General features: G+C 38.2%; 21 protein-coding genes and 4 pseudogenes. 19 read left to right on the forward strand and 6 right to left on the reverse strand.

Features of this window, described 5'->3' with window-relative positions:
* Both ACOMA9_RS00615 and ACOMA9_RS00620 read left to right on the forward strand, forming a co-directional pair.
* Entirely contained in the window at positions 1–879 is an 879-nt protein-coding gene (locus tag ACOMA9_RS00615) for a hypothetical protein (protein ID WP_414079127.1), read from the forward strand.
* Positions 880–953: 74 nt separating this feature from the next.
* Positions 954–1,589: pseudogene (locus ACOMA9_RS00620) on the forward strand (sulfatase-like hydrolase/transferase); the annotation flags it as partial.
* Between the two features lie 366 nt (positions 1,590–1,955).
* On the opposite strand, the gene ACOMA9_RS00625 reads toward ACOMA9_RS00620, so the two are convergent.
* Positions 1,956–3,038 carry a M24 family metallopeptidase gene (locus tag ACOMA9_RS00625; protein ID WP_151380274.1) on the reverse strand — a complete coding sequence of 361 codons (1,083 nt, stop codon included), beginning with the start codon at positions 3,036–3,038 and terminating at the stop codon, positions 1,956–1,958.
* Between the two features lie 263 nt (positions 3,039–3,301).
* Here ACOMA9_RS00625 and ccpA point away from each other — a divergent pair, with 263 nt between their 5' ends.
* The 13 genes and pseudogenes from ccpA to ftsY all read left to right on the forward strand — a co-directional run bounded on the left by ccpA (position 3,302) and on the right by ftsY (position 18,373).
* Positions 3,302–4,306 (forward strand): catabolite control protein A, encoded by a 1,005-nt coding sequence (gene ccpA / locus ACOMA9_RS00630; RefSeq protein WP_247906824.1) that lies wholly within the window; start codon positions 3,302–3,304, stop codon positions 4,304–4,306.
* A gap of 179 nt (positions 4,307–4,485) precedes the next feature.
* Entirely contained in the window at positions 4,486–5,484 is a 999-nt protein-coding gene (locus tag ACOMA9_RS00635; protein ID WP_151380275.1) for an LTA glycolipid anchor biosynthesis glycosyltransferase, IagA/BgsA family, read from the forward strand.
* 1 nt (position 5,485) lies between these two features.
* Positions 5,486–6,799 (forward strand): glycosyltransferase family 4 protein, encoded by a 1,314-nt coding sequence (locus ACOMA9_RS00640; RefSeq protein ID WP_330945039.1) that lies wholly within the window; start codon positions 5,486–5,488, stop codon positions 6,797–6,799.
* 26 nt (positions 6,800–6,825) lie between these two features.
* Positions 6,826–7,167, forward strand: a complete 342-nt coding sequence (locus ACOMA9_RS00645; protein ID WP_247906818.1) for a hypothetical protein — start codon at positions 6,826–6,828, stop codon at positions 7,165–7,167.
* Positions 7,168–7,450: 283 nt separating this feature from the next.
* Positions 7,451–8,152, forward strand: coding sequence for a response regulator YycF (gene yycF / locus ACOMA9_RS00650; protein WP_151380278.1), 702 nt, complete (start codon positions 7,451–7,453; stop codon positions 8,150–8,152).
* Positions 8,145–9,497 carry a cell wall metabolism sensor histidine kinase VicK gene (vicK, locus tag ACOMA9_RS00655; RefSeq protein ID WP_126406807.1) on the forward strand — a complete coding sequence of 451 codons (1,353 nt, stop codon included), beginning with the start codon at positions 8,145–8,147 and terminating at the stop codon, positions 9,495–9,497. Before yycF ends, vicK begins: the two co-directional genes overlap by 8 nt.
* 2 nt (positions 9,498–9,499) lie before the next feature.
* Positions 9,500–10,303 (forward strand): MBL fold metallo-hydrolase, encoded by an 804-nt coding sequence (locus tag ACOMA9_RS00660; protein WP_151380279.1) that lies wholly within the window; start codon positions 9,500–9,502, stop codon positions 10,301–10,303.
* An 8-nt stretch (positions 10,304–10,311) separates the two neighbouring features.
* Positions 10,312–10,669: pseudogene (locus ACOMA9_RS00665) on the forward strand (YbaN family protein).
* A 373-nt stretch (positions 10,670–11,042) separates the two neighbouring features.
* Complete coding sequence (gene rnc, locus ACOMA9_RS00670; protein ID WP_151380280.1) at positions 11,043–11,741, forward strand: ribonuclease III; 699 nt, start codon at positions 11,043–11,045, stop codon at positions 11,739–11,741.
* Complete coding sequence (smc, locus tag ACOMA9_RS00675; protein ID WP_421424338.1) at positions 11,732–15,265, forward strand: chromosome segregation protein SMC; 3,534 nt, start codon at positions 11,732–11,734, stop codon at positions 15,263–15,265. Before rnc ends, smc begins: the two co-directional genes overlap by 10 nt.
* A gap of 1 nt (position 15,266) precedes the next feature.
* Entirely contained in the window at positions 15,267–16,061 is a 795-nt protein-coding gene (locus ACOMA9_RS00680) for a Cof-type HAD-IIB family hydrolase (protein ID WP_151380281.1), read from the forward strand.
* Positions 16,061–16,873: a Cof-type HAD-IIB family hydrolase gene (locus ACOMA9_RS00685; protein ID WP_330945041.1), complete on the forward strand. Its 813-nt coding sequence runs from the start codon at positions 16,061–16,063 to the stop codon at positions 16,871–16,873. The genes ACOMA9_RS00680 and ACOMA9_RS00685 overlap by 1 nt, the downstream gene beginning before the upstream one ends.
* Positions 16,874–16,885: 12 nt before the next feature.
* Positions 16,886–18,373, forward strand: coding sequence for a signal recognition particle-docking protein FtsY (ftsY, locus tag ACOMA9_RS00690; RefSeq protein ID WP_330945042.1), 1,488 nt, complete (start codon positions 16,886–16,888; stop codon positions 18,371–18,373).
* Between the two features lie 52 nt (positions 18,374–18,425).
* Here the strand turns inward: ftsY and zwf are convergent, their stop codons facing one another.
* The 5 genes from zwf to ACOMA9_RS00715 form a co-directional block, all read right to left on the reverse strand.
* A complete protein-coding gene (gene zwf, locus ACOMA9_RS00695; RefSeq protein ID WP_330945043.1) occupies positions 18,426–19,913 on the reverse strand; it encodes a glucose-6-phosphate dehydrogenase in 1,488 nt (495 codons plus the stop codon).
* Positions 19,914–19,960: 47 nt separating this feature from the next.
* A complete protein-coding gene (locus ACOMA9_RS00700; RefSeq protein WP_330945044.1) occupies positions 19,961–21,325 on the reverse strand; it encodes an MFS transporter in 1,365 nt (454 codons plus the stop codon).
* Between the two features lie 114 nt (positions 21,326–21,439).
* The gene (locus ACOMA9_RS00705) at positions 21,440–22,255 is read right to left on the reverse strand and encodes a TIGR03943 family putative permease subunit (RefSeq protein WP_330945045.1); all 816 of its coding nucleotides are present in this window, start codon (positions 22,253–22,255) and stop codon (positions 21,440–21,442) included.
* Positions 22,252–23,157, reverse strand: a complete 906-nt coding sequence (locus tag ACOMA9_RS00710; RefSeq protein ID WP_151380286.1) for a permease — start codon at positions 23,155–23,157, stop codon at positions 22,252–22,254. Before ACOMA9_RS00710 ends, ACOMA9_RS00705 begins: the two co-directional genes overlap by 4 nt.
* Positions 23,154–23,294 (reverse strand): SPJ_0845 family protein, encoded by a 141-nt coding sequence (locus tag ACOMA9_RS00715; RefSeq protein WP_003027644.1) that lies wholly within the window; start codon positions 23,292–23,294, stop codon positions 23,154–23,156. The genes ACOMA9_RS00710 and ACOMA9_RS00715 overlap by 4 nt, the downstream gene beginning before the upstream one ends.
* A 142-nt stretch (positions 23,295–23,436) precedes the next feature.
* On the opposite strand from ACOMA9_RS00715, the pseudogene ACOMA9_RS00720 reads away from it, so the two are divergent.
* The 4 genes and pseudogenes from ACOMA9_RS00720 to ACOMA9_RS00735 all read left to right on the forward strand — a co-directional run.
* Positions 23,437–23,577, forward strand: a pseudogene (locus tag ACOMA9_RS00720) (DNA adenine methylase); the annotation flags it as partial.
* Positions 23,578–23,650: 73 nt separating this feature from the next.
* Positions 23,651–24,421 carry a DpnI domain-containing protein gene (locus ACOMA9_RS00725; RefSeq protein ID WP_195322800.1) on the forward strand — a complete coding sequence of 257 codons (771 nt, stop codon included), beginning with the start codon at positions 23,651–23,653 and terminating at the stop codon, positions 24,419–24,421.
* 2 nt (positions 24,422–24,423) lie between these two features.
* Positions 24,424–24,858, forward strand: coding sequence for a DpnD/PcfM family protein (locus tag ACOMA9_RS00730; RefSeq protein ID WP_151380289.1), 435 nt, complete (start codon positions 24,424–24,426; stop codon positions 24,856–24,858).
* A 25-nt stretch (positions 24,859–24,883) separates the two neighbouring features.
* A pseudogene (locus tag ACOMA9_RS00735) lies at positions 24,884–25,045 on the forward strand (DpnII family type II restriction endonuclease); the annotation flags it as partial.
* Positions 25,046–25,071 lie beyond the last annotated feature (26 nt).

A 25,071-nucleotide genomic window follows, 5' to 3' on the forward strand; every position in this document is an offset into this window, starting at 1 on the left:
ATGAAAAAAATTAAAACAGATTATATTTATTTAGTAATTATGTTTTTCCTTTTTTACATTTTAGGAAATTGTGTTTTACTAAGCAATAATCAAGGAAATTTAATTATAAAAAAAATAGCAATATTTCCTGAAATTTTATATTATCTTACTCTTTTGATATTAAGTCTTTGCGCATTCCTTTGTAAATTTCGTAAAGAATTTTATTTCAAATTAGTACTTATTCATATTATCTATTGTATATTCTCTTATCTTGTTACCATATCAATGAATATCAATAATCCAAACTTTAATATTTGGAGCTTTAACAAAAATCATTTATTACAATTTAAAGGTCTAGTCCCTGTTCTTTTAATTTTAAGTATTTCTATTTTAAGTACATTTATTTATAAGTTAATAAATCCAGGTAAAAGGGGTAAGAAAATAATTGATGTTGATAAACTTACATCTTTATTTTCCCCTAATTCACTCTATGAGAATTTTTTTCTTTCTCAATTTTTTCTTTTATTTTGTATTTATGATAGTAAAATAACTTGGGTTATTTCAAATGATGGCATTTTTAATCATTTTGGGACGATTTCTTATTTTTTTGAAACAATCTTAGTTATGGTTATTGCTTTTTTTATTATATATTCTAGTATTCGTGGTGTTGAAGATATTGTAAATAACAGAGGGACAGTTTATTCATCAATTGTGGTTAGTATTTTCTTGGGCTTATTGTTTAATGTATTGATACAAATGAGTATGGGATTGGGTTTTGGTGATTATTGGGGACTTTATACATTGCCAGGTTCGACTAGTTTTCAAATAGCAGCAATAGCACTATTATCTTTATTTATTTTTGGGAACTATATAGCAGTTTACACCAATTACAATATGTAGTATTTTAAAACAAGATTTTGTAAATTTGAAAACTATACTTTGCGGTTGTGTAAACAGGCACATAATTCCCAAATATTAAATATGAAAATGAAGGTTATCATCCAAGTGATGCATCAACTTATCAGTTTGTTTTAAATAATATGAATGATAACGGCCAATTCTTTTCTGTTATTTCAATGCAAAATCATTCGCCATGGGCTGAACAAGAACCGAGTGAATTAAAGGCAAGCAACGATAGTTTCTCTAGTGATGTAAACGATCAATTAACTAACTATACTCGTTTATTATACTACACAGATGTAGCCACAAAGGATTTTCTTGATCAACTTTCAAAAATAAATAAAAAAATTACAGTTGTTTTTTATGGAGATCATTTACCAGGGCTTTATCCACAGTCAGCTTTCAAAAATAATCCAGAGAGTCAATATTTAACAGACTATTTTGTGTGGAGTAATTATGAAACACCTAAATTGGACTATCCGATTGTAAATTCAAGTGACTTCACAGCTCTATTGTTAGAACAAACCAATTCAAAAGTATCACCTTATTATGCTTTATTAACAGAAGTTTTGCATAAGGCAAGTGTTGATAAAAAAGATTTGGATGCAGAAGGGCGGCAAATTGCAGAAGACCTGAAACTTATTCAATATGATATGGTGGCGGGTAAGGGCTATTTGTCAAAAGATTTTTTTAAAGTACATAGTGAGTAAAAAGCTATAATAAGTAGCTCTACAAATCTCTATAGTTGGCTAAAAATTCAACTATGGAGTTTTTTCTTATGAAATGAGTTATGAATAGAATATAACAATATGTAAAATTGATTTTGTCATTATTTTTTGTCGAAAAGAATTCTTCATCTTTTTATGACATGAAAAGAAATTGGCATCAAGAACAATAAAATTTTCTTTGGTATGTTAAAAGTTAAGATGCTTTATAGATTTAAAAACAGATTTAATTACTAAACGAGTTAATTAGTTAATTCGATGATTACAACAAAGTTAGAGTTCAAAATAAAAAGGACTAAATCCAATACAGGCTTCAGTCCTTAAATCAACTATTTTAGCTTTTTTTAGTTTTTAATCAAAATAGAGCAGATCTTTACTTGTACTTGTAAAGACTTCAAAGCCATCTTTTGTGACATGACCGCAATCTTCGATACGAACGCCAACTTTTCCTGGAATATAAATTCCAGGCTCGACAGAGAAGCACATACCTTCTTCGATAACCATATCGTTTCCTTCCATGATAGATGGAAATTCGTGAACACTCATGCCGATACCATGCCCCAAACGATGATTGAAGTATTCACCATAACCGGCTTTTTCGATGACTTCGCGTGCTGCGCGATCTACTTCATGAGCTGTTACTCCGGGCTTGATGAAGTCAAGAGCTGCCCATTGAGCTTCAAGCGTTAGATTGTAAATGTCTTTTTTAAACTGATCTGGTTTTCCAACAGCAACTGTCCGTGTCATATCGCTGGCATAACCATTGACCATACAGCCAAGGTCAAATAGAAGCAGGGCATTGTTTTCGACTTTGTTTGCACCAGGAATGCCATGTGGATTAGCAGCATTATCACCTGTCAAAACCATAGTTTCAAAGCTCATCTCATAGCCGAGTTGTTTGATACCAAAGTCAATTTGAGCAATAATATCTGTTTCTGTTTTATCGAGAGAAATAGTATCAAAACCAATCTTAACAGCTTTATCTGCGTATTCTCCTGCGACAAACATTTTCTTGATTTCATCGGCCGATTTGATGAGGCGCATACGATTGATACATGGGGTTAAGTTTGTAAATTCAGCTTGTTCAAAAACGGTCCGCAATCCATTGTATTTGGTCAAAATCAAGTTATCAAATTCAACAGCAGTTTTGCGGGCGCTGTCCGCTGGTAAGGCTGCTTTGATTTTTATCCAAGGATTCTCAGAGTCAACATAACCCACAACTTTAAAATTGACAATCGCACTAGCACGTTCTACTTCAAGAGCAGGCACAAAGAGTAGTGGTTCATGATTTGTAAAAATAAAAAGAAACATCTGACGTTCGTGAGGGTCGCTATAAAATCCTGTTAAATAATTGATTGTAACAGGATCAGAAACTACGGCAACATCTGCTTTTTCTGTTTCCAGATAAGAAATAATTTGATTTATTTTGGTCATTCTAGTACCTTCTTTCTACCCCTCTATTTTTGCAAAAAAATAGGTAAAAATCAAGAGGACAGTAAGAACTTTTTTTCACTTCAGAAATTTTACAGATTGGGTACATTTTTCTTGTAAAATCATTGGTAAAATTGCTAAAAATTTGCCTAAAAAACAAGATTTTTCAAAAAGTTATCAAAATGCTTGAAAGTGTTTCCAATAAGTGATAAAATGAGTTTGGTAGGAATGTGAAAACGATATTTTCAATATAGAAAGGAAGAAGCATGAACACAGACGATACAGTAACCATTTATGATGTCGCGCGTGAAGCGGGAGTTTCAATGGCAACCGTTAGCCGTGTGGTAAATGGAAATAAAAATGTAAAGGAAAATACAAGAAAAAAAGTCTTGGAAGTGATTGACCGCCTTGACTACCGCCCAAATGCGGTAGCGCGTGGTCTTGCTAGCAAAAAGACGACGACTGTTGGAGTTGTCATTCCAAATATTACAAGCAGTTATTTTGCAACGCTTGCAAAAGGGATTGACGACATTGCGGAGATGTATAAATACAATATTGTTTTAGCAAATAGCGACGAAGACGATGACAAGGAAGTTTCGGTTGTCAATACGCTGTTCTCAAAACAAGTAGATGGTATCATTTTTATGGGCTATCATTTAACAGAAAAGATTCGCTCCGAGTTTTCTCGTTCGCGGACGCCAGTTGTGCTTGCAGGCACAGTTGATGTGGAGCATCAATTACCAAGTGTGAATATTGACTATAAGCAAGCAACCATGGATGCAGTTGAATGTCTTACGAAAAATAATCAAAAAATTGCTTTTGTAAGCGGACCTTTGGTGGATGATATCAATGGTAAGATTCGTTTAGCTGGTTACAAAGAAGCTTTGAAGAAAGCTAAACTTACCTATAGTGAAGGATTGGTTTTTGAGTCAAAATACAGCTATGATGATGGTTATCAATTAGCAGAACGGGTCATTGCTTCTAAAGCTACAGCAGCCTTTGTGACTGGTGATGAGCTGGCGGCTGGGCTGTTAAATGGTTTATCAGACAAGGGTGTAAATGTACCAGAAGATTTTGAAATCATCACTAGCGATGATTCGCAGGTAGCACGCTTCACTCGTCCAAATTTGACAACTATTGGTCAACCTTTGTATGACCTTGGTGCAATTAGTATGCGCATGCTGACTAAGATTATGCACAAGGAAGAGCTGGAAGAACGCGAAGTAGTATTAGCTCATGGTCTTATTGAGCGCCGTTCAACAAGAAAGTAAGTAGAGTTAGACAGAACTTGAAATTTTCAATTTTAAGTTTGTTGTCCAATCATTTTGCTACTCGTTTATTATGAGAGTAGTTTATGTCTGAGATACTAGTGTCTCGGACTTTTTTGTTTTCAAGAGGCTCTATACCTTTGTGGTTTTATTTTTTCTATCTTTTGGGTATAATAGAAGACATGAAAGTATTACTGTATTTAGAAGGTAAAGCGGTTTTGGAAAAATCAGGCATTGGACGAGCTTTGCAACATCAGATGAAAGCTCTAGATTTGGCTGGAATTCCCTACACGACCGATCCTTCAGGAGATTATGATGTGGTTCATATCAATACTTATGGGCCTAGAAGTTTGCGACTTTTGCACAAAGCAAAAAAACAAGGGAAAAAAGTGATTATGCATGGGCATTCGACTAAAGAAGATTTTCGCAATTCCTTTATCGGGTCAAACTTTTTTGCGGCAGCCTTTGGAAAATATTTAGCTCACATGTACCAAATGGCGGATTTTATCATTACACCGTCTGAGTATTCCAAAAAGTTGATTCAGGGCTATGGCGTGACAACACCAATTGTGGTGGTTTCTAATGGGATTGACCTTCAGAAATATAAAAAAGATCCACATAAAGAAGAAGTATTTAGAAAACATTTTCATATCCAAGAAGGAGATAAGGTGGTTGTTTGTGCGGGACTTTATTTCAGACGCAAGGGAATAGAAGACTTTGTAGAAGTAGCACGCAGGATGTCAGATGTACGCTTTATCTGGCTGGGCAGCATTAACAAGTGGATCATTCCACGGAAAATCAGAAATCTTGTACTTTTTAATCATCCTAAAAATGTTGAATTTCCGGGTTATTTTAAAGGTGCTGTTTTTGAAGGAGCTATGAGCGGTAGCAGTCTCTTCTTTTTCCCCAGTTATGAAGAAACAGAAGGGATTGTGGTGCTAGAGGCGTTGGCTAGTCATCAACATGTCGTTTTACGTGATATTCCTGTATATGAAGGTTGGATTGATGAACAATCAGCTGAATTGGGACACAATGTAGATGAGTTTGTAGATTCTATTCAAAAGATTTTGGATGGAAAGGTGGATAAGCGGGAAGCTGGCTATAAGGTAGCGCAGAGTCGTTCAATTGATGATGTGGCTTATAAGCTTGTGGATGCTTATCGAGAAGTATTGGAGATGTAGCATGCGAATTGGTCTTTTTACGGATACGTATTTCCCTCAGGTTTCAGGGGTGGCAACTAGTATTCGCACTTTAAAAACAGAATTAGAAAAGCTTGGACATACTGTTTTTATTTTTACAACGACAGATAAGGATGTCAATCGTTATGAGGATTGGCAGATTATTCGGATTCCCAGCGTGCCGTTTTTTGCCTTTAAAGATCGGCGAATTGCTTATCGCGGTTTTTCAACGGCTTTAGAGATTGCTCGCCAATATCAATTGGATATTATTCATACCCAGACTGAATTTTCTTTGGGTTTGTTGGGTGTTTGGATTGCGAAAGAGCTGCGGATTCCAGTTGTTCATACCTATCATACACAGTATGAAGATTATGTACGTTATATTGCTAAAGGTATGGTCATTCGTCCTAGTATGGTCAAATACATTGTTCGTGGATTTATGAGTGATTTGGACGGTGTGATTTGTCCGAGCGAGATTGTCTATGATTTACTCATGAAATACAAAGTAAAAGTAGAAAAACGGGTTATCCCGACTGGAATTGAGTTGGCCAAATTTGAACGTCCAGAAATTACTGCTGAGAATATTGCTGATTTACGAGAAAAATTAGGCATTTCAAATCAAGAAACCATGTTGCTTAGCCTATCACGCATTTCTTATGAAAAAAACATTCAGGCAGTTTTAGCTGCTCTGCCAGCTGTTTTGGAAGAAAATCCAGATGTGAAGTTGGTAGTGGCGGGAGACGGTCCTTATTTGTCTGACTTAAAATCACAAGCCAAACGGTTGAACATTACAGATGCAGTGATTTTCACAGGAATGATTGCACCAAGTGAAACCGCATTGTATTATAAAGCAGCGGATTTCTTTATTTCTGCTTCAACGAGTGAGACACAGGGCTTGACATATTTAGAAAGCCTAGCGAGTGGCACTCCGATTATTGCGCATGGAAACCCTTATCTGGACAACGTTATCAATGACAAGATGTTTGGAACGCTTTATTATGAAGAACGTAATTTGGCAGGAGCGATTTTGGAAGCTGTTATTGCAACACCGGATTTGGATGAGAAAAGTCTCGCTGCAAAATTATACGAAATCTCTGCTGAAAACTTCGGCCGTCGTGTCTATGAATTTTATTTGGATTTAACCATTTCAAAAGATTTCAACAATGATTTATATCCGGAGGAGTCTGTTAGTAAGCGATTAGCGAAATCTATCATTTATCTTCCCCAAAAAGCGATTGCCCTTCCTGTAAATGGATCAGCGCGAATGTTTAAAGCATCTAAACGACAAATCAAAAATATACAGAAATACCTGAAATAAAATTCCAAAACTAGCGAGGTGGGAAAATGAAACGCGATCTTCCTTTTTTAGCTGTACTACTCTTTTTCTATTCGTTATTTTATGGAATTGTCCAAATGATACCAATGGACGAATTGTTACGAAAGGGCTTGGTGGTGAATAATGTTTTGATATATTCACCGCTGGCAACATTCCTTGTAGCAGTTGTCTATGCTGGACTAAATGGTTTTTCTCGCCGTTTTTTGCTTTTAGCGACACTCATGTTCCTTGTGACGATTCTGCCCTTCGGTGAATGGATTTTCCTGTATCATGCAGTCTATTTTATCTGTTTATTGGTGGGGACGCTTTTAGGTTATGGGATATTTCGCTGGAGAAAGACAAGTAAATGAACATCTAGCAGTTCAGAGCATTTGCTTCTTTAGGAAATTACTACAGTAGCAGTGAAAAGTTAAGACAGGTGTATTGCGTTTCATAGTTTTTCCTAAAAATTCAATGAATGGTCTAAGACGCTTTTGTCTGGACTATTTTTTGATATGAAAACCTGTCTTTGCTGTCATATTTTTAACATATTTGTTTTAAATTTGTAAAGTAAAGAAATGATGTGTTATGAGTTGAATTGGTAAATTTTAAGGAAAATTTGGTATAATGAAAAGATAGAAAAAGGTGAATAGAATGAAAAAAATATTAGTTGTAGATGATGAGAAACCAATCTCAGATATTATAAAGTTTAACATGGTAAAAGAAGGTTATGAAGTAGTGACAGCCTTCGACGGTCGCGAAGCGTTAGAGATGTTTGAAGCAGAACGTCCAGATATTTTGATTTTGGACTTGATGTTGCCCGAAATGGATGGTTTAGAGGTGGCGCGAACGATTCGGAAAACGAGTAATGTGCCAATCATCGTTCTTTCTGCCAAAGACAGTGAATTTGACAAAGTTATTGGTCTTGAAATCGGTGCGGATGACTATATGACAAAGCCTTTCTCTAATCGTGAGTTGCAGGCGCGTGTTAAAGCCATTTTGCGGCGGACAGATTTGACAATTGAAAATCAAGAAGCAGAAGCTGCTCTGACAGAAATTGTGATTGGAGATTTGCAGATTTTGACTAATGCTTTTGTCGTGAAAAAGCATGGCGAAGAATTAGATTTAACACACCGTGAGTTTGAATTGCTCCACCATTTGGCAACGCATATCGGGCAAGTGATGACGCGTGAACATCTGCTAGAAACGGTGTGGGGTTATGATTATTTTGGAGATGTACGGACGGTCGATGTGACAATTCGCCGTTTGAGAGAAAAGATTGAGGATATTCCTAGCCGACCAGAGTATATTTTAACACGGCGCGGCGTTGGATATTACATGAGAAACAATGATTGATAATATTAGACAATTTGTTGTATCAAAAGATTTTGTATTTGTCTTACTCATTTTAGGATTTATTTTGGTTATTACCTTGCTTTCCTTGGAAAACCGACGTGATAATGTTCGTATTCGCCAATTGAATCAAAAAGTGAAAGACTTAATTGCAGGAGATTATTCAGAAGTTTTAGATATGCAAGGTGGCCCAGAAATTACGGATATTACCAATAGTATCAATGATTTATCTGAGGTAATCCGTCTAACGCATGAAAATTTAGAGCAAGAAACTAAGCGCCTGTCGAGTATTTTATCCTATATGACGGACGGCGTTCTTGCGACCAATCGTCGTGGGCAGATTATCATGATTAATGATATGGCGACCAAGCAGTTGGGAGTTAAAGAATCCGAAGCACGAAAGATGAATATCTTAAAACTGCTGGATATCGAAGACGAATATGACTTACGAGACTTGATTACGAAAGTTCCAGAGCTGACCATTGATTCGCAGGATGAAAATGGAGAGTTTTTAAGTTTACGTGTTCGATTTGCCTTGATTCGGCGAGAATCAGGCTTTATTTCAGGGCTGGTTGCAGTGCTGCATGATACAACGGAGCAGGAAAAAGAGGAACGTGAGCGGAGACTATTTGTTTCTAATGTCAGTCATGAATTGCGTACTCCCTTGACCAGTGTCAAGTCTTATCTGGAAGCATTAGATGAGGGCGCTTTGTCTGAGCCAGTTGCACCAGATTTTATTAAGGTTTCGTTAGATGAAACCAATCGGATGATGCGAATGGTTTCGGACTTGCTGAGTTTGTCACGTATTGACAATGCGACTAGTCATTTGGATATTGAGCTGACGAATTTTACAGCTTTTATCACGTTTATTTTAAATCGTTTTGACAAAATCAGAAGTCAGAATGATGATAAGAAGTACGAAATTATTCGAGATTATCCTATTAACTCTATTTGGGTCGAAATTGATACAGATAAGATGACACAAGTGATTGATAATATTATCAACAATGCTATTAAATATTCTCCTGACGGCGGTAAGATCACAGTGAGTATGAAAACAACCGAGACCCAAATGATTTTGTCTATATCAGATGAGGGCTTAGGGATTCCTAAAAAAGATTTACCGAAAATTTTTGACCGCTTCTATCGTGTAGACAAAGCAAGAAGTCGTGCACAAGGTGGATCCGGATTAGGTTTAGCTATTGCTAAGGAAATTATTAAGCAACATCACGGATTTATCTGGGCAAAGAGCGAGTATGGCAAAGGCTCAACGTTTACAATCGTTCTGCCATATGACAAAGAAGCTGTCAAAGATGATGATTGGGAAGAAGATGAATTAGAAGGATAGCCATGAGCGAGAAAGGATTTAAGTATAGTATTTTAGCGTCAGGTTCTACCGGTAACTGTTTTTATTTAGAAACTCCAAAGAAGAAGTTGTTGATTGATGCGGGCTTGTCTGGGAAGAAAATTACCAGCTTATTGAGTGAAATTGACCGTAAACCAGAGGATTTGGATGCCATTTTGGTAACGCATGAGCATAAGGATCATATCCATGGTGTGGGCGTTTTGGCACGGAAATATCATTTAGACATTTATGCCAATCAAGAAACATGGAATGCTATGGAAGTAGCGCTTGGGAAGATTGATGTTGGTCAGAAGCACATTTTTGAAATGGGAAAAACCAAGACATTTGGCGATATTGACATTGAAAGTTTTGGTGTTAGTCATGATGCGGTTGCACCGCAATTTTACCGACTGATGAAAGACGATAAAAGTTTTGTTCTACTGACGGATACTGGCTATGTTAGCGATCGTATGGCGGGGATTATTGAAAATGCGGACGGGTATTTGATCGAGTCCAACCATGATATTGAAATCCTTCGTAGCGGAGCTTATCCTTGGAGCCTGAAGCAGCGGATTTTATCTGACCAAGGACATTTGTCGAATGATGACGGGGCAGAAACCATGATTCGTACGTTGGGTTATCGCACTAAGAAAATCTATCTAGGGCATCTTAGCAAAGAAAATAATACCAAAGAATTGGCTCATATCACAATGATCAATCAATTAGCACAGGCTGATTTGGCGGTTGAGCATGATTTTCATATTTGTGATACATCGCCAGATACGGCGACACCTTTAACAAATATTTAGGAGAAAGAATGCGAATTTTTTACTTAATGATTGGTTTTATTTCAGTAGGATTAGCCCTTTTGGGAGTTGCTTTACCGCTATTACCGCCCCCCTTTTTTGCTGTTGGCGATTGCATGCTTTTCACGCTCTTCCAAACGATTTGAAAAATGGCTATACCATACTAAGTTGTATCAAATCTATGTGGCGGACTTTCGCGAAACAGGTGCTATTGCTCGGGAGCGTAAAAGAAAAATTCTTATTTCCATTTATATTCTAACGGGAATTTCTATCTTCTTTGCACCTCTTATCTGGGTGAAGTTTGCTTTAGCTGCCTTAACCCTTTTTATGACGTATTATTTATTCAAAGTCATTCCAGATAAAGAATGAAAATTCATTTCATCTCTGGTGAACTTTTCCTATCAAATTCTTGGTATCGTTGGAGTATCAAGGATTTTTTTGATATAATAATAGAGAATTTGTTTTCTTTTTATACTCTGTGAAGATCTCTTCAAACTTCGTCGGATTTCACAGTCCGGATGACTGTGAGAGGTGGCAGAGAAGGAAAGCGAAGCATTTGTCAACCTTGCTGTACTCTTTGTTACTGACTTCGTTGATTACACCTGCGACCTCAAAAGCTCAAGTAGAGTTTTTACCCCACCCGCAGCTTGCTTTCTAGTTCCAATTGTCTGGGAGACAGCTGGAGGTGATTGTTAAGTTTTTTGAGTATTAAAAGAAAAAGTTCTTCTTGAAAGGAGAAAAAATGAGAGATTTACATAAAGTTTTGAGTAAGCAATTTGGAATTGTCTTCCAAGATGAAAAGTTGCTGGAGACAGCTTTTACACACACTAGCTATGCCAATGAGCACCGCCTCTTAAACATTTCACACAATGAGCGCTTGGAATTTTTAGGAGACGCTGTTCTGCAATTATTGATTTCGGAATATCTGTATAAAAAATATCCGAAAAAACCAGAAGGGGACTTGTCAAAACTTCGCTCAACCATTGTACGTGAAGAGAGTTTGGCTGGTTTTAGTCGAGATTGTCAGTTTGATCAATTTATCAAATTAGGTCGTGGCGAAGAAAAGTCAGGTGGTCGCAATCGTGACACCATTCTCGGCGATTTATTTGAAGCCTTTTTAGGAGCTTTGTTGTTAGATAAAGGAGTGGAAGCGGTCAAAAATTTCCTGTATCAAGTCATGATTCCAAAGGTAGAAGTTGGAGACTTTGAGCAGGTGGTTGATTACAAGACCAAGCTACAAGAACTGCTCCAAGTCAATGGTGATGTCGAGATTGTTTATCAAGTCATCTCTGAGTCTGGTCCAGCTCATGCCAAAGAATTTGCTGTAGCGGTATCTGTTGATGGCAGAACGGTTGGACAAGGGCAAGGACGTTCGAAAAAATTAGCAGAGCAGGAAGCTGCTAAAAATGCATTTGAAAAGGAAAGTCATTCATGTATTTAAAAGAAATTGAAATTCAAGGTTTCAAATCTTTTGCAGATAAGACCAAGGTAATATTTGATCAGGGAGTGACAGCAGTCGTTGGACCAAATGGCTCAGGAAAGAGTAACATTACTGAAAGCCTGCGTTGGGCACTGGGGGAGTCCAGTGTTAAAAGTCTCCGTGGCGGGAAAATGCCAGATGTCATTTTTGCGGGAACTGAGACTCGCAAACCACTGAATTATGCTTCTGTTATTGTCGTTTTGGATAATAAAGACCGTTTTATCCAGCAAGCTGCAGATGAGATTCGTGTGGAGCGTCATATTTATCGCAGCGGGGATAGCGAGTATAAAATAGATGGCAAGAAGGTACGTTTGCGAGATATTCATGATTTGTTTATGGATACAGGGCTTGGGCGAGATAGTTTTTCCATTATTTCTCAAGGAAAGGTGGAAGAAATTTTCAATAGCAAGCCAGAGGAGCGCCGTGCCATTTTTGAAGAAGCGGCTGGCGTACTGAAATACAAGACGCGGCGCAAGGAGACTGAAAGCAAGCTCAGTCAAACACAAGATAATCTAGATCGGCTGGAAGATATTATTTATGAGCTCGATAGTCAAGTGAAGCCTCTTGAAAAGCAAGCTACGACTGCTAAGCAGTTTTTGAAATTGGATGAGGAACGCCGTGCTCTTTATTTAGATGTATTGATTGCTCAAATAAAGGGAAATAAAACACAGCTGAATGATACTGAAGAACGGCTTGTGGGGATTCAGCAATCTTTGTCTGCTTATTACAGCAAACGTGACCAGCTAGAGCAAGAAAATGTTCTTCTGAAAGAAAAACGCCATGATTTGCAGAAACAAATGGCAGATGACCAAGCGAGTTTGCTTGAATTAACACGCCTCATCAGTGATTTAGAACGCCAAATCGAAGTTTCCAAATTAGAATCTAGTCAAGCTGCCAACAGTCGGAAGGAAAACGAGGAACGCCTGCAAGGATTGACAGAAAAATTAGAGGCAGTCCAAACAGAATGGCAAGGAAAAGATGAGCAGTTGACTGATTTTGCTGTAAAATTGGAACAAAATCAACAAGCGATTCATAAATTAGAAGCTGAAATTGAGGCATTTTCGGATGATCCTGACCAGATGATTGAAAAGTTACGTGCTGAATTTGTCCAATTGATGCAAGAAGAAGCGGACTTGTCCAATGACTTAACTGCTTTGGAAAGTCGCTTAGCCAACGAGTTACAATTATCTGAAAGCAAACAAGCAGAATTTGCTAAGTTAAAAGAAAATTTAAAGAATCTTCAAATCAACGAGCAAAGTCAACTGGAAGATTTAGAAACAGCTCGGCAGTCGGTTCAGCAGTTACTGACAGATTATCAAGCACAGCTAAAGCAAGTTCAAGCTGTAAAAACGAATTATCAGCAAAACCAAACGGCAATGTTTGATTTAATGGATGATGTAAAAAATAAAAAGGCGCGTGTTGGTAGTTTAGAAGCTATTCTGAAAAATCACAGTCATTTCTATGCTGGGGTGAAAAGTGTTCTTCAAGAAGCAGAGCGCCTGGGCGGTATTATCGGTGCTGTTAGTGAAAAATTGAGCTTTGATTCGCATTATCAGACAGCACTTGAAATTGCACTTGGAGCAAGTAGCCAACATATTATCGTAGAGGACGAACAAGCTGCGACACGAGCAATTGAATTTCTGAAACGCAATCGAACAGGACGGGCAACTTTTCTGCCACTGACAACGATTAAAGCGCGGCATTTACCAGATCATCATCAAGGAAGCATTGAAAAGAGTAATGGTTTTCTTGGTTTGGCTTCGTCTTTGGTGCGCTATGATAAGAGTTTAGAGCATATTTTCCAAAATTTGCTAGGTACAACAGCCATTTTTGATACGGTAGAAAATGCGCGAGCAGCTGCTCGCAAAGTTCGGTATCAAGTACGAATTGTCACGCTGGATGGAACAGAATTACGGACAGGCGGTTCTTATGCAGGTGGCGCTAATCGAAATAACAATACAATTTTCATCAAGCCGGAGTTGGATGCTTTGCAAAAGGAACTTTCTGAGAAGAATGTAACATTAGCCGAGCAAGAAAAGCAAGTGGAGGATTTGCACACACAGCTAAGCCAAGCCAACAGTCTGTTAGAAGAAATAAAAGCAAGTGGTGAGGAAGCTCGATTAGCAGAGCAAAAGGCTCAAATGGCTTATGAGCAAACACATAAACAGGTTGAAGACTTATCCGAGCTCTTAGCGCTGCAAGAAAGAGAGCTATCTCGTGAAGTTCTTCCTGATATGGCGGAGCAAAAGGAACGATTGGTTAATCGCCTTGCAGAAATTGAGCAAGAGAAAACCGAAACAGAAGCAGAGATTGAGCAGATTAAGTCAGATAAAGATGCTGTTCAGGCACGTTTAGACAAGCTAACAGCCCACTTATCTGAGCTTCGATTGGTCCGTACCGAGCTGACGGGGCATCAGCGTTACGTTCAGACGGATCTCACACGTTTGTCCAATGAAAAATCTGAATTGGGCAAAGAGATTTCAACTTTACAATTTCTAATGGAGCAAAAGGAAGAGACAGCTTCAAAAGTGGATATTGCTGTTTTAGAAGAGCAATTAACACAGGCTATACAGGAAAAGACAGCTTTGAACCAAGCCAATATTCGGTATCAGTTTGAACTGGACGATTTGGAAGGGCAAGCAGAAGATCTTACCAGTCATCTGGAACAAGCCCGTCAGAAAAATGAGGATTTGATTCGCAGTCAAGCCAAGGCAGAAGCTGAAAAAGATAAGATTGCAGATGTCCTTCGACGCCTTTTGACGAATTTGACAGATGACTATCAAATATCTTTTGATGAAGCTAGTAAACAGGCTCGTCCACTAGAAAATCTTGCGGTTTCTGAAATTAAGGTCAAGGACTTAGAAAAGGCTATTCGGGCTTTAGGACCAGTCAATCTTGATGCGGTAGAGCAATTTGAAGAAGTCAGTCAACGACTGCATTTCCTCAATACTCAAAGAGATGACGTACTCTCTGCGAAAAATTTGCTTTTGGGAACCATCGAAGAAATGAATGACGAAGTAAAAGACCGCTTCAAATCAACCTTTGAAGCTATTCGTGAGAGCTTCAAAGTGACTTTCAGACAGATGTTTGGCGGTGGTTCAGCGGACTTGATTTTGACCGAAGGTGACCTGCTGATTGCGGGGGTAGAAATTTCAGTACAACCACCTGGTAAGAAAATTCAGTCGCTCAATCTGATGAGCGGAGGAGAAAAAGCTCTGTCAGCTTTGGCATTACTCTTCTCCATTATCCGTGTCAAGACGATACCATTTGTCATTTTGGACGAGGTGGAAGCTGCACTTGACGAAGCTAATGTCAAACGTTTCGGAGACTATCTCAATCGCTTTGACAAGGACAGCCAGTTTATCGTGGTAACACACCGTAAAGGAACGATGTCCGCAGCAGACTCTATCTATGGAGTAACCATGCAAGAGTCCGGTGTGTCAAAGATTGTCTCCGTAAAATTAAAAGATTTAGAAAGTATGTAAAATGAATATAAAATTAGTTGCGACAGATATGGACGGCACCTTTTTAGATGACAAAGGGCAGTTTGATATGGTTCGACTGAAGCAGTTGTTGCTCCGTTTTAAAGAAAAAGGCATCTATTTTGCAGTAGCCAGTGGGCGTGGTTTGCTGTCATTAGAAAAGCTATTTGAGGATGTGCGAGATGAGATAATTTTTATTGCTGAAAATGGCAGTCTGGTAGAATTTCACGGAGAAGATCTCTACGAAGCAACCATGTCTAAAGATTTTTATCTGTCAGCTTTTGAGAAATTGAAGACATCTCCTTTCATCAATACCAGTGAATTGCTTCTAACAGGTAAAAAAGGTTGTTATGTTTTGGAAACAGTTGATCCAGCTTATTTAGCTTTTAGTGCGCATTATAATGAAAATATCCAAAAAGTAGCTCGCTTGGAGGATATTACAGATGAAATTTTCAAATTTACAGCCAATTTTTCTGAAGAAACAGTAGCTGCAGGTGAGGCCTGGGTTAATCAACACGTTCCCGGTGTCAAAGCTATGACAACAGGCTATAAGTCAATTGATATTGTCCTAGACTATGTGGATAAGGGCGTTGCCATTGTCGAATTGGCGAAGAAATTAAATCTTGAGATGGATCAGGTCATGACATTTGGTGACAATTTGAATGATCTACACATGATGCAAGTGTCTGGTTATCCCATTGCCCCTGAAAATGCTCGTCCAGAGATTTTGGAAGTAGCCAAAGAGGTCATCGGACACCATGCAGCGCATTCAGTCATGACTTATATGGAGGGCTTATAATGGCAGATATAACATTGATTGCCTTAGATTTAGATGGGACTTTACTAACTTCTGAGAAAAAAATTTCTGCTCGAAATTTAGCGGCGCTTAAAGCAGCTCAAGAGCAGGGAATCAAGATTGTTTTGACGACCGGTCGCCCTCTAAAGGCAATGGAGCTTTTCTTAAACGAACTAGGTGTAGCCAATCAAGAGGACGAATACACCATTACTTTTAATGGTGGTTTGGTGCAACGTAACACAGGTGAAATTCTTGATAAAACAGTCTTTGCTTATGACGATGTGGCTCGTATTTTTGAGGAAACAGAAAAGTTAGGCTTGCCACTAGATGCGATTTGCGAAGGAACTGTCTACCAAATCCAGTCAGACCATGAATCGCTTTATCAAACTTGCAATCCTGCTTTAACATTTGAGTCGGTTTCATTTGCAGACTTATCTAGCCAACAGACTTATAATAAATGTGTAACAGCTTATACACCAGATCCGCTTGATCGTGGTATTGCTCAACTTTCGTCCGATTTATTTGACAAATATGAAATTTTTAAGTCGCGCGATATGCTGTTAGAATGGTCTCCGAAGAATGTCCATAAAGCAAATGGTTTAGAAAAATTGATTGCTCATTTAGGAATTGAGCAAAGTCAAGTCATGACTTGTGGAGATGAAGCAAATGACCTGTCTATGATAAAATGGGCAGGACTTGGTGTAGCTATGCAAAATGCAGTAGCAGCAGTCAAAGAAGTTGCCAATGTGGTGACGCCGATGACCAATGATGAAGATGCTGTTGCTTGGGCTATAGAAAAATATGTACTGAAATAAAGGAGGAATTGAATGGGTTTATTTGATCGCCTTTTTGGTCGCCAAAAAGAAGAAAAACCAGTTGAAAGTATTCCTGAAGAAGCTGTAGAAACAGTATCAGAGGATGATCAAGGAAAGAATCTAGAAAAAGTAGAAACAGCTCCTGTAGAGAATACGCAATCTGAGAATCTAGATGAACAAACATTCCAAACAGAGCTGAAAGAACGTCTTGCTGAGGATGAAGTACGTCTTGAAACCATTCAAGAAAAAGTAGAAGAAATGGAGCCGGAAACGGCTACTACAGGATCAAGTCTAGAGTTTGCTGAAAATGATTTGCAAGCTCCAGAAAATCATACATTACAGAATGAAATGGGAACTCCACAACCTGACGAGACAGCAGCCTTTTCGCAACATACGACTCATCCAGCTACCACAGATTTACAGGCACGTTTAGCAGAAGCTAGAAGACAGCAGGCAGAACAAGAAAATATGAGGCAGTTGAACGAAGCGAACGCAGGGTCAAGTTCAGCAGAGTCAACTACGGCAGAGAAGACTATTAGCGAGCCAGTTGAAGCGAATTCATCTATTCAAGAAGAAACGGTTCAGGAAAAGTATGACCGTAGTCTTAAAAAGACACGGACAGGATTTGGAGCGCGGCTTAATGCCTTCTTTGCAAATTTTCGCTCGGTAGATGAGGAATTTTTTGAAGAGTTAGAAGAACTCTTGATTACGAGTGACGTGGGAGTGCAAGTCGCTTCTAATCTGACAGAAGCCTTACGCCAAGAAGCTCGCCTTGAAAATGCCAAAAAGCCAGATGTCCTTCGTCGGGTCATCATTGAAAAGTTAGTAGACATCTATGAGAAAGATGGCCAATTTAACGAAAAAATCAATTTACAAGACGGTTTGACAGTCATGCTTTTTGTTGGTGTAAACGGAGTTGGGAAAACCACTTCGATAGGGAAATTGGCTTATAAATATAAGCAGGCTGGTAAGACAGTCATGTTAGTTGCAGCAGATACTTTTAGGGCAGGAGCTGTTGCTCAGTTGGTGGAATGGGGACGTCGAGTAGATGTTCCTGTTGTGACAGGTCCAGAAAAGAGTGACCCAGCTAGCGTTGTTTATGACGGTATGGAGCGTGCAAAAGCTGAAAATGTGGATATTCTCATGATTGATACAGCCGGACGCTTGCAAAACAAAGATAATCTAATGGCAGAATTAGAAAAAATTGGACGGATTATCAAACGGGTAGATCCAGCTGCGCCGCATGAAACGTTCTTGGCACTAGATGCCTCAACCGGTCAAAATGCCCTTGTTCAAGCTAAGGAATTTTCAAAAATTACGCCAGTAACAGGAATTGTCTTGACGAAAATTGATGGAACAGCGCGTGGTGGTGTCGTTCTTGCAATCCGTCAAGAGCTGGATATTCCAGTTAAACTGATTGGATTCGGAGAAAAAATTGACGATATTGGAGTATTTAACTCTGAAAACTTTATGAAAGGGCTCTTAGAGGGCTTGGTATAAGAAAAAAGACTTGCAATTCATTCATTTTGCAAGTCTTTTGTATATATTTACTTTACCCCAATCGTCCTTCTTTGCGATAGGCTTCGTCTGGACGCCAATTCCAATCAGCTTCAAATTGGTTAAGGAGCTCAAAGCTGGCTTCGGGTCCCATAGTACCTGATTTGTAATGATGAAGGGGAACTTCGTTATTTGCCCACAAGGTTTCAATACGGTCAATCAATTCCCAACTAGAGCGAACTTCGTCCCAGTGGCTAAAATTGGTTGAGTCATTGTTTAGCACATCGTAGATGAGCTTCTCATAGGGTTCTGGTGACGCACCAGAAGCTGTTGCATCTGTACGATAATCAAGTGTCAATGGAGCTAAGTTAAATTGCTCGCCCACTTCTTTGCCATTCATGCTAAGAGAAAATCCTTCAGTTGGCTGAATGTAAATCGTCAGCACATTTGGTTGAAGCGAGGAGCCGAAAATGGATTCCATTTGCTTGAAGACAATGTTGACATGGGTTCCTTTGGCAGTAAGACGTTTTCCAGTACGGAAGAAAAATGGCACCCCGCGAAATCGGTCACTATCTACAAAGAATGCACCAGAAGCAAAGGTTTCTGTGGTAGATTCTGGGTCAACATTTGGTTCGCTGCAATAGGAAATATACTTTTTCCCGTCTACTTTACCAGAAGTATATTGACCACGAATGAAGAGTTTTTTCAGATCATTATCAGTAGGTTTATGCAAGTGCTTGAAAACCTTAATTTTTTCAGCACGAATATCATCTTTGGTGAAAGTTTTGGGTTTGTCCATAGCAAGTAAAGACAGGAGTTGAAGTGTGTGATTTTGCACCATATCGCGCAGTGCACCTGAATGGTCATAATAACCACCGCGCTCCTCCACACCTAACTTTTCAGCAAAAGTAATTTGCACATTGTCAATATAATCGCGATTCCAGACATTTTCAAAAAGAAGATTGGCAAAGCGAATGGCAAAAATACTTTGAATCATTTCTTTTCCGAGGTAATGGTCAATACGGAAAATCTGCTCTTCGTCAAATGTTGCCAGCAAATCATCGTTCAATCTGCTAGCAGAGGCAAGGTCTGTGCCAAACGGTTTTTCTACAATTAAGCGTTCAAATCCTTTCCCGTCTACAATTTGCTCGGATTTGAGGTGTTTAGCAATGGTTCCGAAAAACTGAGGAGCCATGGACAGGAAGAAAAGTTTGTTATGTTCTGCTTGATATTGCTCGTCAAGGCTGTTTTGTAGTTTCCTTAATTCAATATAATGCTCAGTATCTTGGACGTCGTGACTTTGATAATAGAAATGGCTAGCAAATTCTTGCGCTTGCTCAGGGCTATCTGCGAGGTCTGTGATAGACTCGACCACAACAGATTCAAAATATTCCTTGCTCCAAGGTCTGCGAGCTGTGCCGATAACGGCAAAATGCTTAGACAGATTGCCAGATTTATACAATCTAAAAAGAGAGGGATAGAGTTTTCTTTTTGCCAAATCTCCACTGGCACCAAAAATTGTAATAATCACTTTTGAAGACATTTTGAACACCCATTTTCTAATATTTTATTTATTTTACCATAAATTGATTAAAATTTCTGATTTTTGATAGCTCGAAATAAAGAGTAAAAAAGATAAAAAATAAGGATAACAAGGACAAATAGAAGAAGAAAGACAAGATGTACACCTGTTGTAGTATCAGGAGCTTGATTGACCATGATAGCAGCAATCGCCGTTCCTAAAGCTCCAGCAAATGTTTGAGCCATTTGAAAGAGAGCAGTGGCGTCTGGTGACTTTTCACGACTAATTTGTGAAACAGATAAGGCCATCGTGTTGTTGAAAGCCAGATTGCGCCCAATCGTAAAGAAAATATAAAAAAGGATGATGAGCGGTAATGTTAAGGCTTTTGTAAAGAATGCAAAAACGGAAACGGCTAAGAAAAAGAGGAGATTCCCACCATATAGAGAAAATTTGGGTCCCTTGGTGTCATATAATTTTCCCAAGAAAGGTGCCGAAAAAGCTCCTAACATTGTTCCAGGTAGCAGTGCAAAGCCAGCAGCAGAAGTAGCCTCGTGTTTCACTAAAACCAAGAAATTAGGAATCAGAAAATTGGCTGATAAATTTGAAAATTGGTAGAGAAAGAAAGGAATAATCCCTAGTAAAATAACTGGATTTTTCAAAATACGAATATCTAAAAAAGGATGTTCAACGGTTAGACTTCTCCAAATGAAAAGGATAAGTGATAATAAAAAGATGATAACAAAGCTCCAATTAAAGCTGCCTGCTTCTAAACTAGAAATCGCCATAATAGAAAAAGTAAGTGCGAGTGCAAGGAGCAAGAAAGAAACCCATTCAAAGGGCCGTTTCTTTCTATTGGGGGTATTTTCTAAAAAGAAAAATCCTAAAATGAAGGAGATAATCGGAACCGGCATGATGAATGTGTAAATCATGTGCCAATCGAATGAACCAATCATCAAGCCGCCATAGGTGGGACCAATCGCAGGAGCTAGGCTTATAACAAGTCCAGACAATCCCATGTAAAAACCAATTTGGCTACGCGGAATACGTTCTACGATAAGATTAAACATAAGGGGGGTAGCAATTCCAGTTGCTGAACCTTGCAAAATGCGTCCTAACATGAGTAAGGCAAAATTAGGCGCAAGCATTGCAACATCATTTCCTAACGTAAAAATAGCTAGGCTGGTGAAGAGAATTCTCCGTTCAGACCAGTTGTGTGCTAGCGTAGCTCCGAGTGTAATTGTGATGGCGACAGCCAGCAGATAACCTGTCGTAATCCATTGCAATGTGCCAAGGTCTGTATGAAAAACTTTCATAAGATGTGGAAAAGTGACATTCATACTGGTTTCAGAAAGAATTCCAGCAAAAGTAATTAGAGCAGTGGCGAAAATAGATAGCAAGGTTTTCCTTGAAACAGGTTGATTTTGATGTGACATAGTACCTCCTAAAAATACAAATTTCTCTTATTTTATCATAATTGCTCACAAAAGAGCATAATAGGAGACCTAGAGAAATACTTCTCAGGTCTTCTTTTATTTATTCAATGTAGGTTAAAAGACACGATAGACATAAGGATTGCTAGGTTTTTCAACTTTCTTGAAACTATCCACTTCAAGCGTTGGCAAGCTTTGTCCTAGTTGCTTATGATAGCGAATCGTAATTTTCCCGCTTGCTCTTATCCAGGTATTATTTTCAAAATACTCCGTATTACCAGTTGTCAGAAGTCCATAAACTCCCGAATCGGCAATACAATGAATAATACCAAAGCGGAAAAGAAACTGGCTGTTTTTATTGCTTGGGTCATTATAGACAAACCCAGTAAATTCTAGCCGTTTTCCCGCAAATTCATCTGGATAATCATAGAGGACTTCCATGATTTCCATATAATTTTCAGTCGTAACGGGAATGACGTCTTTTTTCAGATATTTTTTTGCAGCTGCCCGCATTTCTTTCTCGTAAGCACTTTTAGTAAAATAGGTACTGGTATCAGGTTTTAGGTACTGATTGGTAGTGCCCTCATCAGCCTGAATGTTCTTAGAACTACCGTCAGCCAGCGGGAAATGGTAGCCCTTAGCAGAAACGGTTGTAGAGTCCAAATTGACCGTTGGAAAGAAGAGAGCAACGACAAGTGGTACAACAAGAAAAACAATACTAGCAAATTTTGCAGAACGACTCGTCAAATGGCTGTGCACTTTCATTTTTTTCATCCAGACAATGAGCTGGACAATGGCTAGCACGAAAGAAAGAATCATTGAAATATATGCCAAATAAGAAAAATGCATATTGATGTATTGATTGAGCTTGCCGGAAAGTTGCAAATACATGGTGATTTCAAAGTAACCAGCTAAAATTAGAAAACGAATCATAGCACCACCCCCACAAGCCAAGAGTAAATGACAACAACTAAACTAACAATTCCAATGAATTGCCAGATGAATCGTCCTTTGAGGTAATTTTTCATCATGAGGATATTTTTCACATCTAACATTGGTCCAATGACGAGAAAAGCCAGGACTGGCGCTAAGCCAAAACTAGAAATGAGCGAACTGCCGATAAAGGCGTCTGCTTCACTGCAAAGTGAGAGGAGAAACGCAAGCGCCATCAATAGTAAAATAGCTATAAGCGGTGTTGCACTAATGGAAGTCAGAATGCGTGTAGGTACGTAGACTTGCACTAGACTGGCAAAGAGACAACCAAAGACTAAGTAACGACCTGTATCAAAAAATTCGTCAATAGACTGTACAAACACTTGAAATACTTTCTTTGGCTGACTTAAATGTGAGAAGTCGTGTTCATGCTGAATAACTCGATTCTCTTTTTGAATAGTTGCCGTGTTGAGAAAGCCAAAGAAAATTCCTAAGATGATTGCAACAACAATAGAGCCAAGGGCTCTGAGTAAAGCCATTTTAAATGAATTCCCAAAGGCAGAATAGGTCGCAAAAAGAACAATAGGATTGATAACAGGTGCTGTCACCATAAAAGGAACAGCTGTGTAACTTGGTACTTTCTTTTCCAAAAAGCGATTGATAATAGGCACAATTCCACATTCGCAAGAAGGGAAAATAAAGCCAATAAAAGTACCAAAGAAAATCTTACCCCATTTATTTTTAGGCAGATAGCGATAAACTTTGTCTGGTGTGATATAAACCTCTATAAAACCTGAAATAATGCTCCCAATCAGCACAAAAGGTAGTGCTTCGATAATAATGGAGAGGAAAATCGCACCAGCTTGTAGCACACTAGGTGGCAGTTGATTAAAAAAGCTCATGACTTTTTAGCCTTTTGCTCTTTCTTGGTCTTTTTTTCTTTTTCATCAGGAAATTCTACCTTTTCGATTTTAGGTAACGTTGCAAATTCTTCAAACATTTTGTCCAAATCATCTGAACGCGTAAATTTAATAGCCATAACAGCCTCCTTTTCCTTTTTAACTATTATACTATCATTTTGAAAATTATGGTGAAATAAAGTCAGCAGAATAGTAATTAGCTTGTGAAAGAAGGAGATGAATGTGGTATAATAAATAGACTATATGTGCAAAGGAAGGATCATGTCTCCAGATAATAATATAAAATTAAAATACTATAATCTTCAACCATTTACCAAATGGACGGGCGGAAAGCGGCAACTTTTGAGTGTATTGAGGAGCTATATGCCTGAGAAGTATGAGTGTTATTTTGAGCCTTTTGTAACTCCTTCGTCAAAAAGAATTTTAGCGAATTACGAAGATTTGATGCATAAATGAAAATGCAGAGGAACTATATATGAAACTAGAGTTACCCACTCATCTTGCAGAGAGTTACAAGAGTAAGTCTCAAATCGTAAGGGTGATAACAGAATCATGGGTTGCGGAAAATGCTTATTGTCCCAATTGTGGGCAGATTTACTTATCACATTTTGAAAATAATCGTCCTGTTGCAGATTTCTTTTGTGCTAATTGTAGAGAAGAATTTGAGTTGAAAAGTAAGCAAACTAATTTTTCCACAATTATTAACGACGGTGCTTATGATACGATGATTCGTCGTCTGGAAAGTGAGAATAACCCTAACTTTTTCTTTTTGAACTATTCTAAAGAAATGACGGTAATAAATTTTATTTTAATTCCGAAACATTTTTTTACACCTAAAATTATTATTAAAAGAAAACCCTTGTCATCCAGCGCTCAAAGAGCAGGTTGGATAGGCTGCAATATTGATATTTCGCACGTTCCAGAGATTGGAAAAATATTTTTAGTCAGAGATGGACAGATTGCAAAACAGAGACAAGTACAAGAAAATTTTCAAAAAACACTTTTTTTACGAAATAAGACGAAAGATGCAAGAGGGTGGACATTAGATATTCTGAATTGTATTGATAGAATCCCGAAGAAAAACTTTACTTTGAGTGATGTATATGCATTTGAAAAAGAGTTGCAGGAACAATATCCAAATAATCACTTTGTTAAAGACAAAATTAGGCAGCAGTTACAAGTGCTGAGAGATAAAAATATCATTGAATTTATTGGACGAGGTCAGTATAGAAAGTTGGATAGGTAAGGATGAAGATTGAGATAATAGAAACTTTGTCAAAAATTGTAACAATTGACGCTTCAACTGTTGAAGAGGGGATAAATCAAGTTGATCAATTGTATCGAAATGAAGAAATTATCCTAGATACCAATGATTATCTATCAACAGAGTATGTACCTTTAGATATGGTAAACGTAAATAGTTCAAAGGACAAAGTAGCGCCATCCGAAGTATATGAATTTGTAAAATTATTTTGGCCTAATTGGGACAATGAAGAAGACGCCGAATCTCTCTCCGTTATGATTTATACTTTGTCAGATCCCGACTGTATTCGATGGATGAGTGAAAAACTAGAATTTTTTGATCAAGATTTATTTGAATATGATTATCATCCAGAATGGTTGGACTCTATTGAACACCGTTTATTACTTATACAAGAATTATTGAGTAATCGTACAAATTAGATGGAGCCTCACAGAACTAAGCTAATTTGTCGAGAGTTCAGCAGATGACGTGAATTTTGTCTGGGTGACAGATGGACAGGGCTGGAAAACGGCACACTTACCTCTTGCGGAAGCTTTTGCTCATATTCCAAATGTATTTAATCTAGAGATGATGAAGCGAGGGTATTTAACTGAGTTGTTACAATGATTGAGTACATAATCTGAGGAATAATT

The organism is Streptococcus atopicus (assembly GCF_049166725.1).
Taxonomy (GTDB): domain Bacteria; phylum Bacillota; class Bacilli; order Lactobacillales; family Streptococcaceae; genus Streptococcus; species Streptococcus hominis.

What these genes read in the sequence shown, in the direction of transcription:
- ACOMA9_RS00615 (WP_414079127.1), top strand. Translation starts at nt 1, where the DNA reads ATGAAAAAAATTAAAACAGATTATATTTATTTAGTAATTATGTTTTTC.
- ACOMA9_RS00625 (WP_151380274.1), bottom strand. Translation starts at nt 3,038, where the DNA reads ATGACCAAAATAAATCAAATTATTTCTTATCTGGAAACAGAAAAAGCA.
- ccpA (WP_247906824.1), top strand. Translation starts at nt 3,302, where the DNA reads ATGAACACAGACGATACAGTAACCATTTATGATGTCGCGCGTGAAGCG.
- ACOMA9_RS00635 (WP_151380275.1), top strand. Translation starts at nt 4,486, where the DNA reads ATGAAAGTATTACTGTATTTAGAAGGTAAAGCGGTTTTGGAAAAATCA.
- ACOMA9_RS00640 (WP_330945039.1), top strand. Translation starts at nt 5,486, where the DNA reads ATGCGAATTGGTCTTTTTACGGATACGTATTTCCCTCAGGTTTCAGGG.
- ACOMA9_RS00645 (WP_247906818.1), top strand. Translation starts at nt 6,826, where the DNA reads ATGAAACGCGATCTTCCTTTTTTAGCTGTACTACTCTTTTTCTATTCG.
- yycF (WP_151380278.1), top strand. Translation starts at nt 7,451, where the DNA reads ATGAAAAAAATATTAGTTGTAGATGATGAGAAACCAATCTCAGATATT.
- vicK (WP_126406807.1), top strand. Translation starts at nt 8,145, where the DNA reads ATGATTGATAATATTAGACAATTTGTTGTATCAAAAGATTTTGTATTT.
- ACOMA9_RS00660 (WP_151380279.1), top strand. Translation starts at nt 9,500, where the DNA reads ATGAGCGAGAAAGGATTTAAGTATAGTATTTTAGCGTCAGGTTCTACC.
- rnc (WP_151380280.1), top strand. Translation starts at nt 11,043, where the DNA reads ATGAGAGATTTACATAAAGTTTTGAGTAAGCAATTTGGAATTGTCTTC.
- smc (WP_421424338.1), top strand. Translation starts at nt 11,732, where the DNA reads ATGTATTTAAAAGAAATTGAAATTCAAGGTTTCAAATCTTTTGCAGAT.
- ACOMA9_RS00680 (WP_151380281.1), top strand. Translation starts at nt 15,267, where the DNA reads ATGAATATAAAATTAGTTGCGACAGATATGGACGGCACCTTTTTAGAT.
- ACOMA9_RS00685 (WP_330945041.1), top strand. Translation starts at nt 16,061, where the DNA reads ATGGCAGATATAACATTGATTGCCTTAGATTTAGATGGGACTTTACTA.
- ftsY (WP_330945042.1), top strand. Translation starts at nt 16,886, where the DNA reads ATGGGTTTATTTGATCGCCTTTTTGGTCGCCAAAAAGAAGAAAAACCA.
- zwf (WP_330945043.1), bottom strand. Translation starts at nt 19,913, where the DNA reads ATGTCTTCAAAAGTGATTATTACAATTTTTGGTGCCAGTGGAGATTTG.
- ACOMA9_RS00700 (WP_330945044.1), bottom strand. Translation starts at nt 21,325, where the DNA reads ATGTCACATCAAAATCAACCTGTTTCAAGGAAAACCTTGCTATCTATT.
- ACOMA9_RS00705 (WP_330945045.1), bottom strand. Translation starts at nt 22,255, where the DNA reads ATGATTCGTTTTCTAATTTTAGCTGGTTACTTTGAAATCACCATGTAT.
- ACOMA9_RS00710 (WP_151380286.1), bottom strand. Translation starts at nt 23,157, where the DNA reads ATGAGCTTTTTTAATCAACTGCCACCTAGTGTGCTACAAGCTGGTGCG.
- ACOMA9_RS00715 (WP_003027644.1), bottom strand. Translation starts at nt 23,294, where the DNA reads ATGGCTATTAAATTTACGCGTTCAGATGATTTGGACAAAATGTTTGAA.
- ACOMA9_RS00725 (WP_195322800.1), top strand. Translation starts at nt 23,651, where the DNA reads ATGAAACTAGAGTTACCCACTCATCTTGCAGAGAGTTACAAGAGTAAG.
- ACOMA9_RS00730 (WP_151380289.1), top strand. Translation starts at nt 24,424, where the DNA reads ATGAAGATTGAGATAATAGAAACTTTGTCAAAAATTGTAACAATTGAC.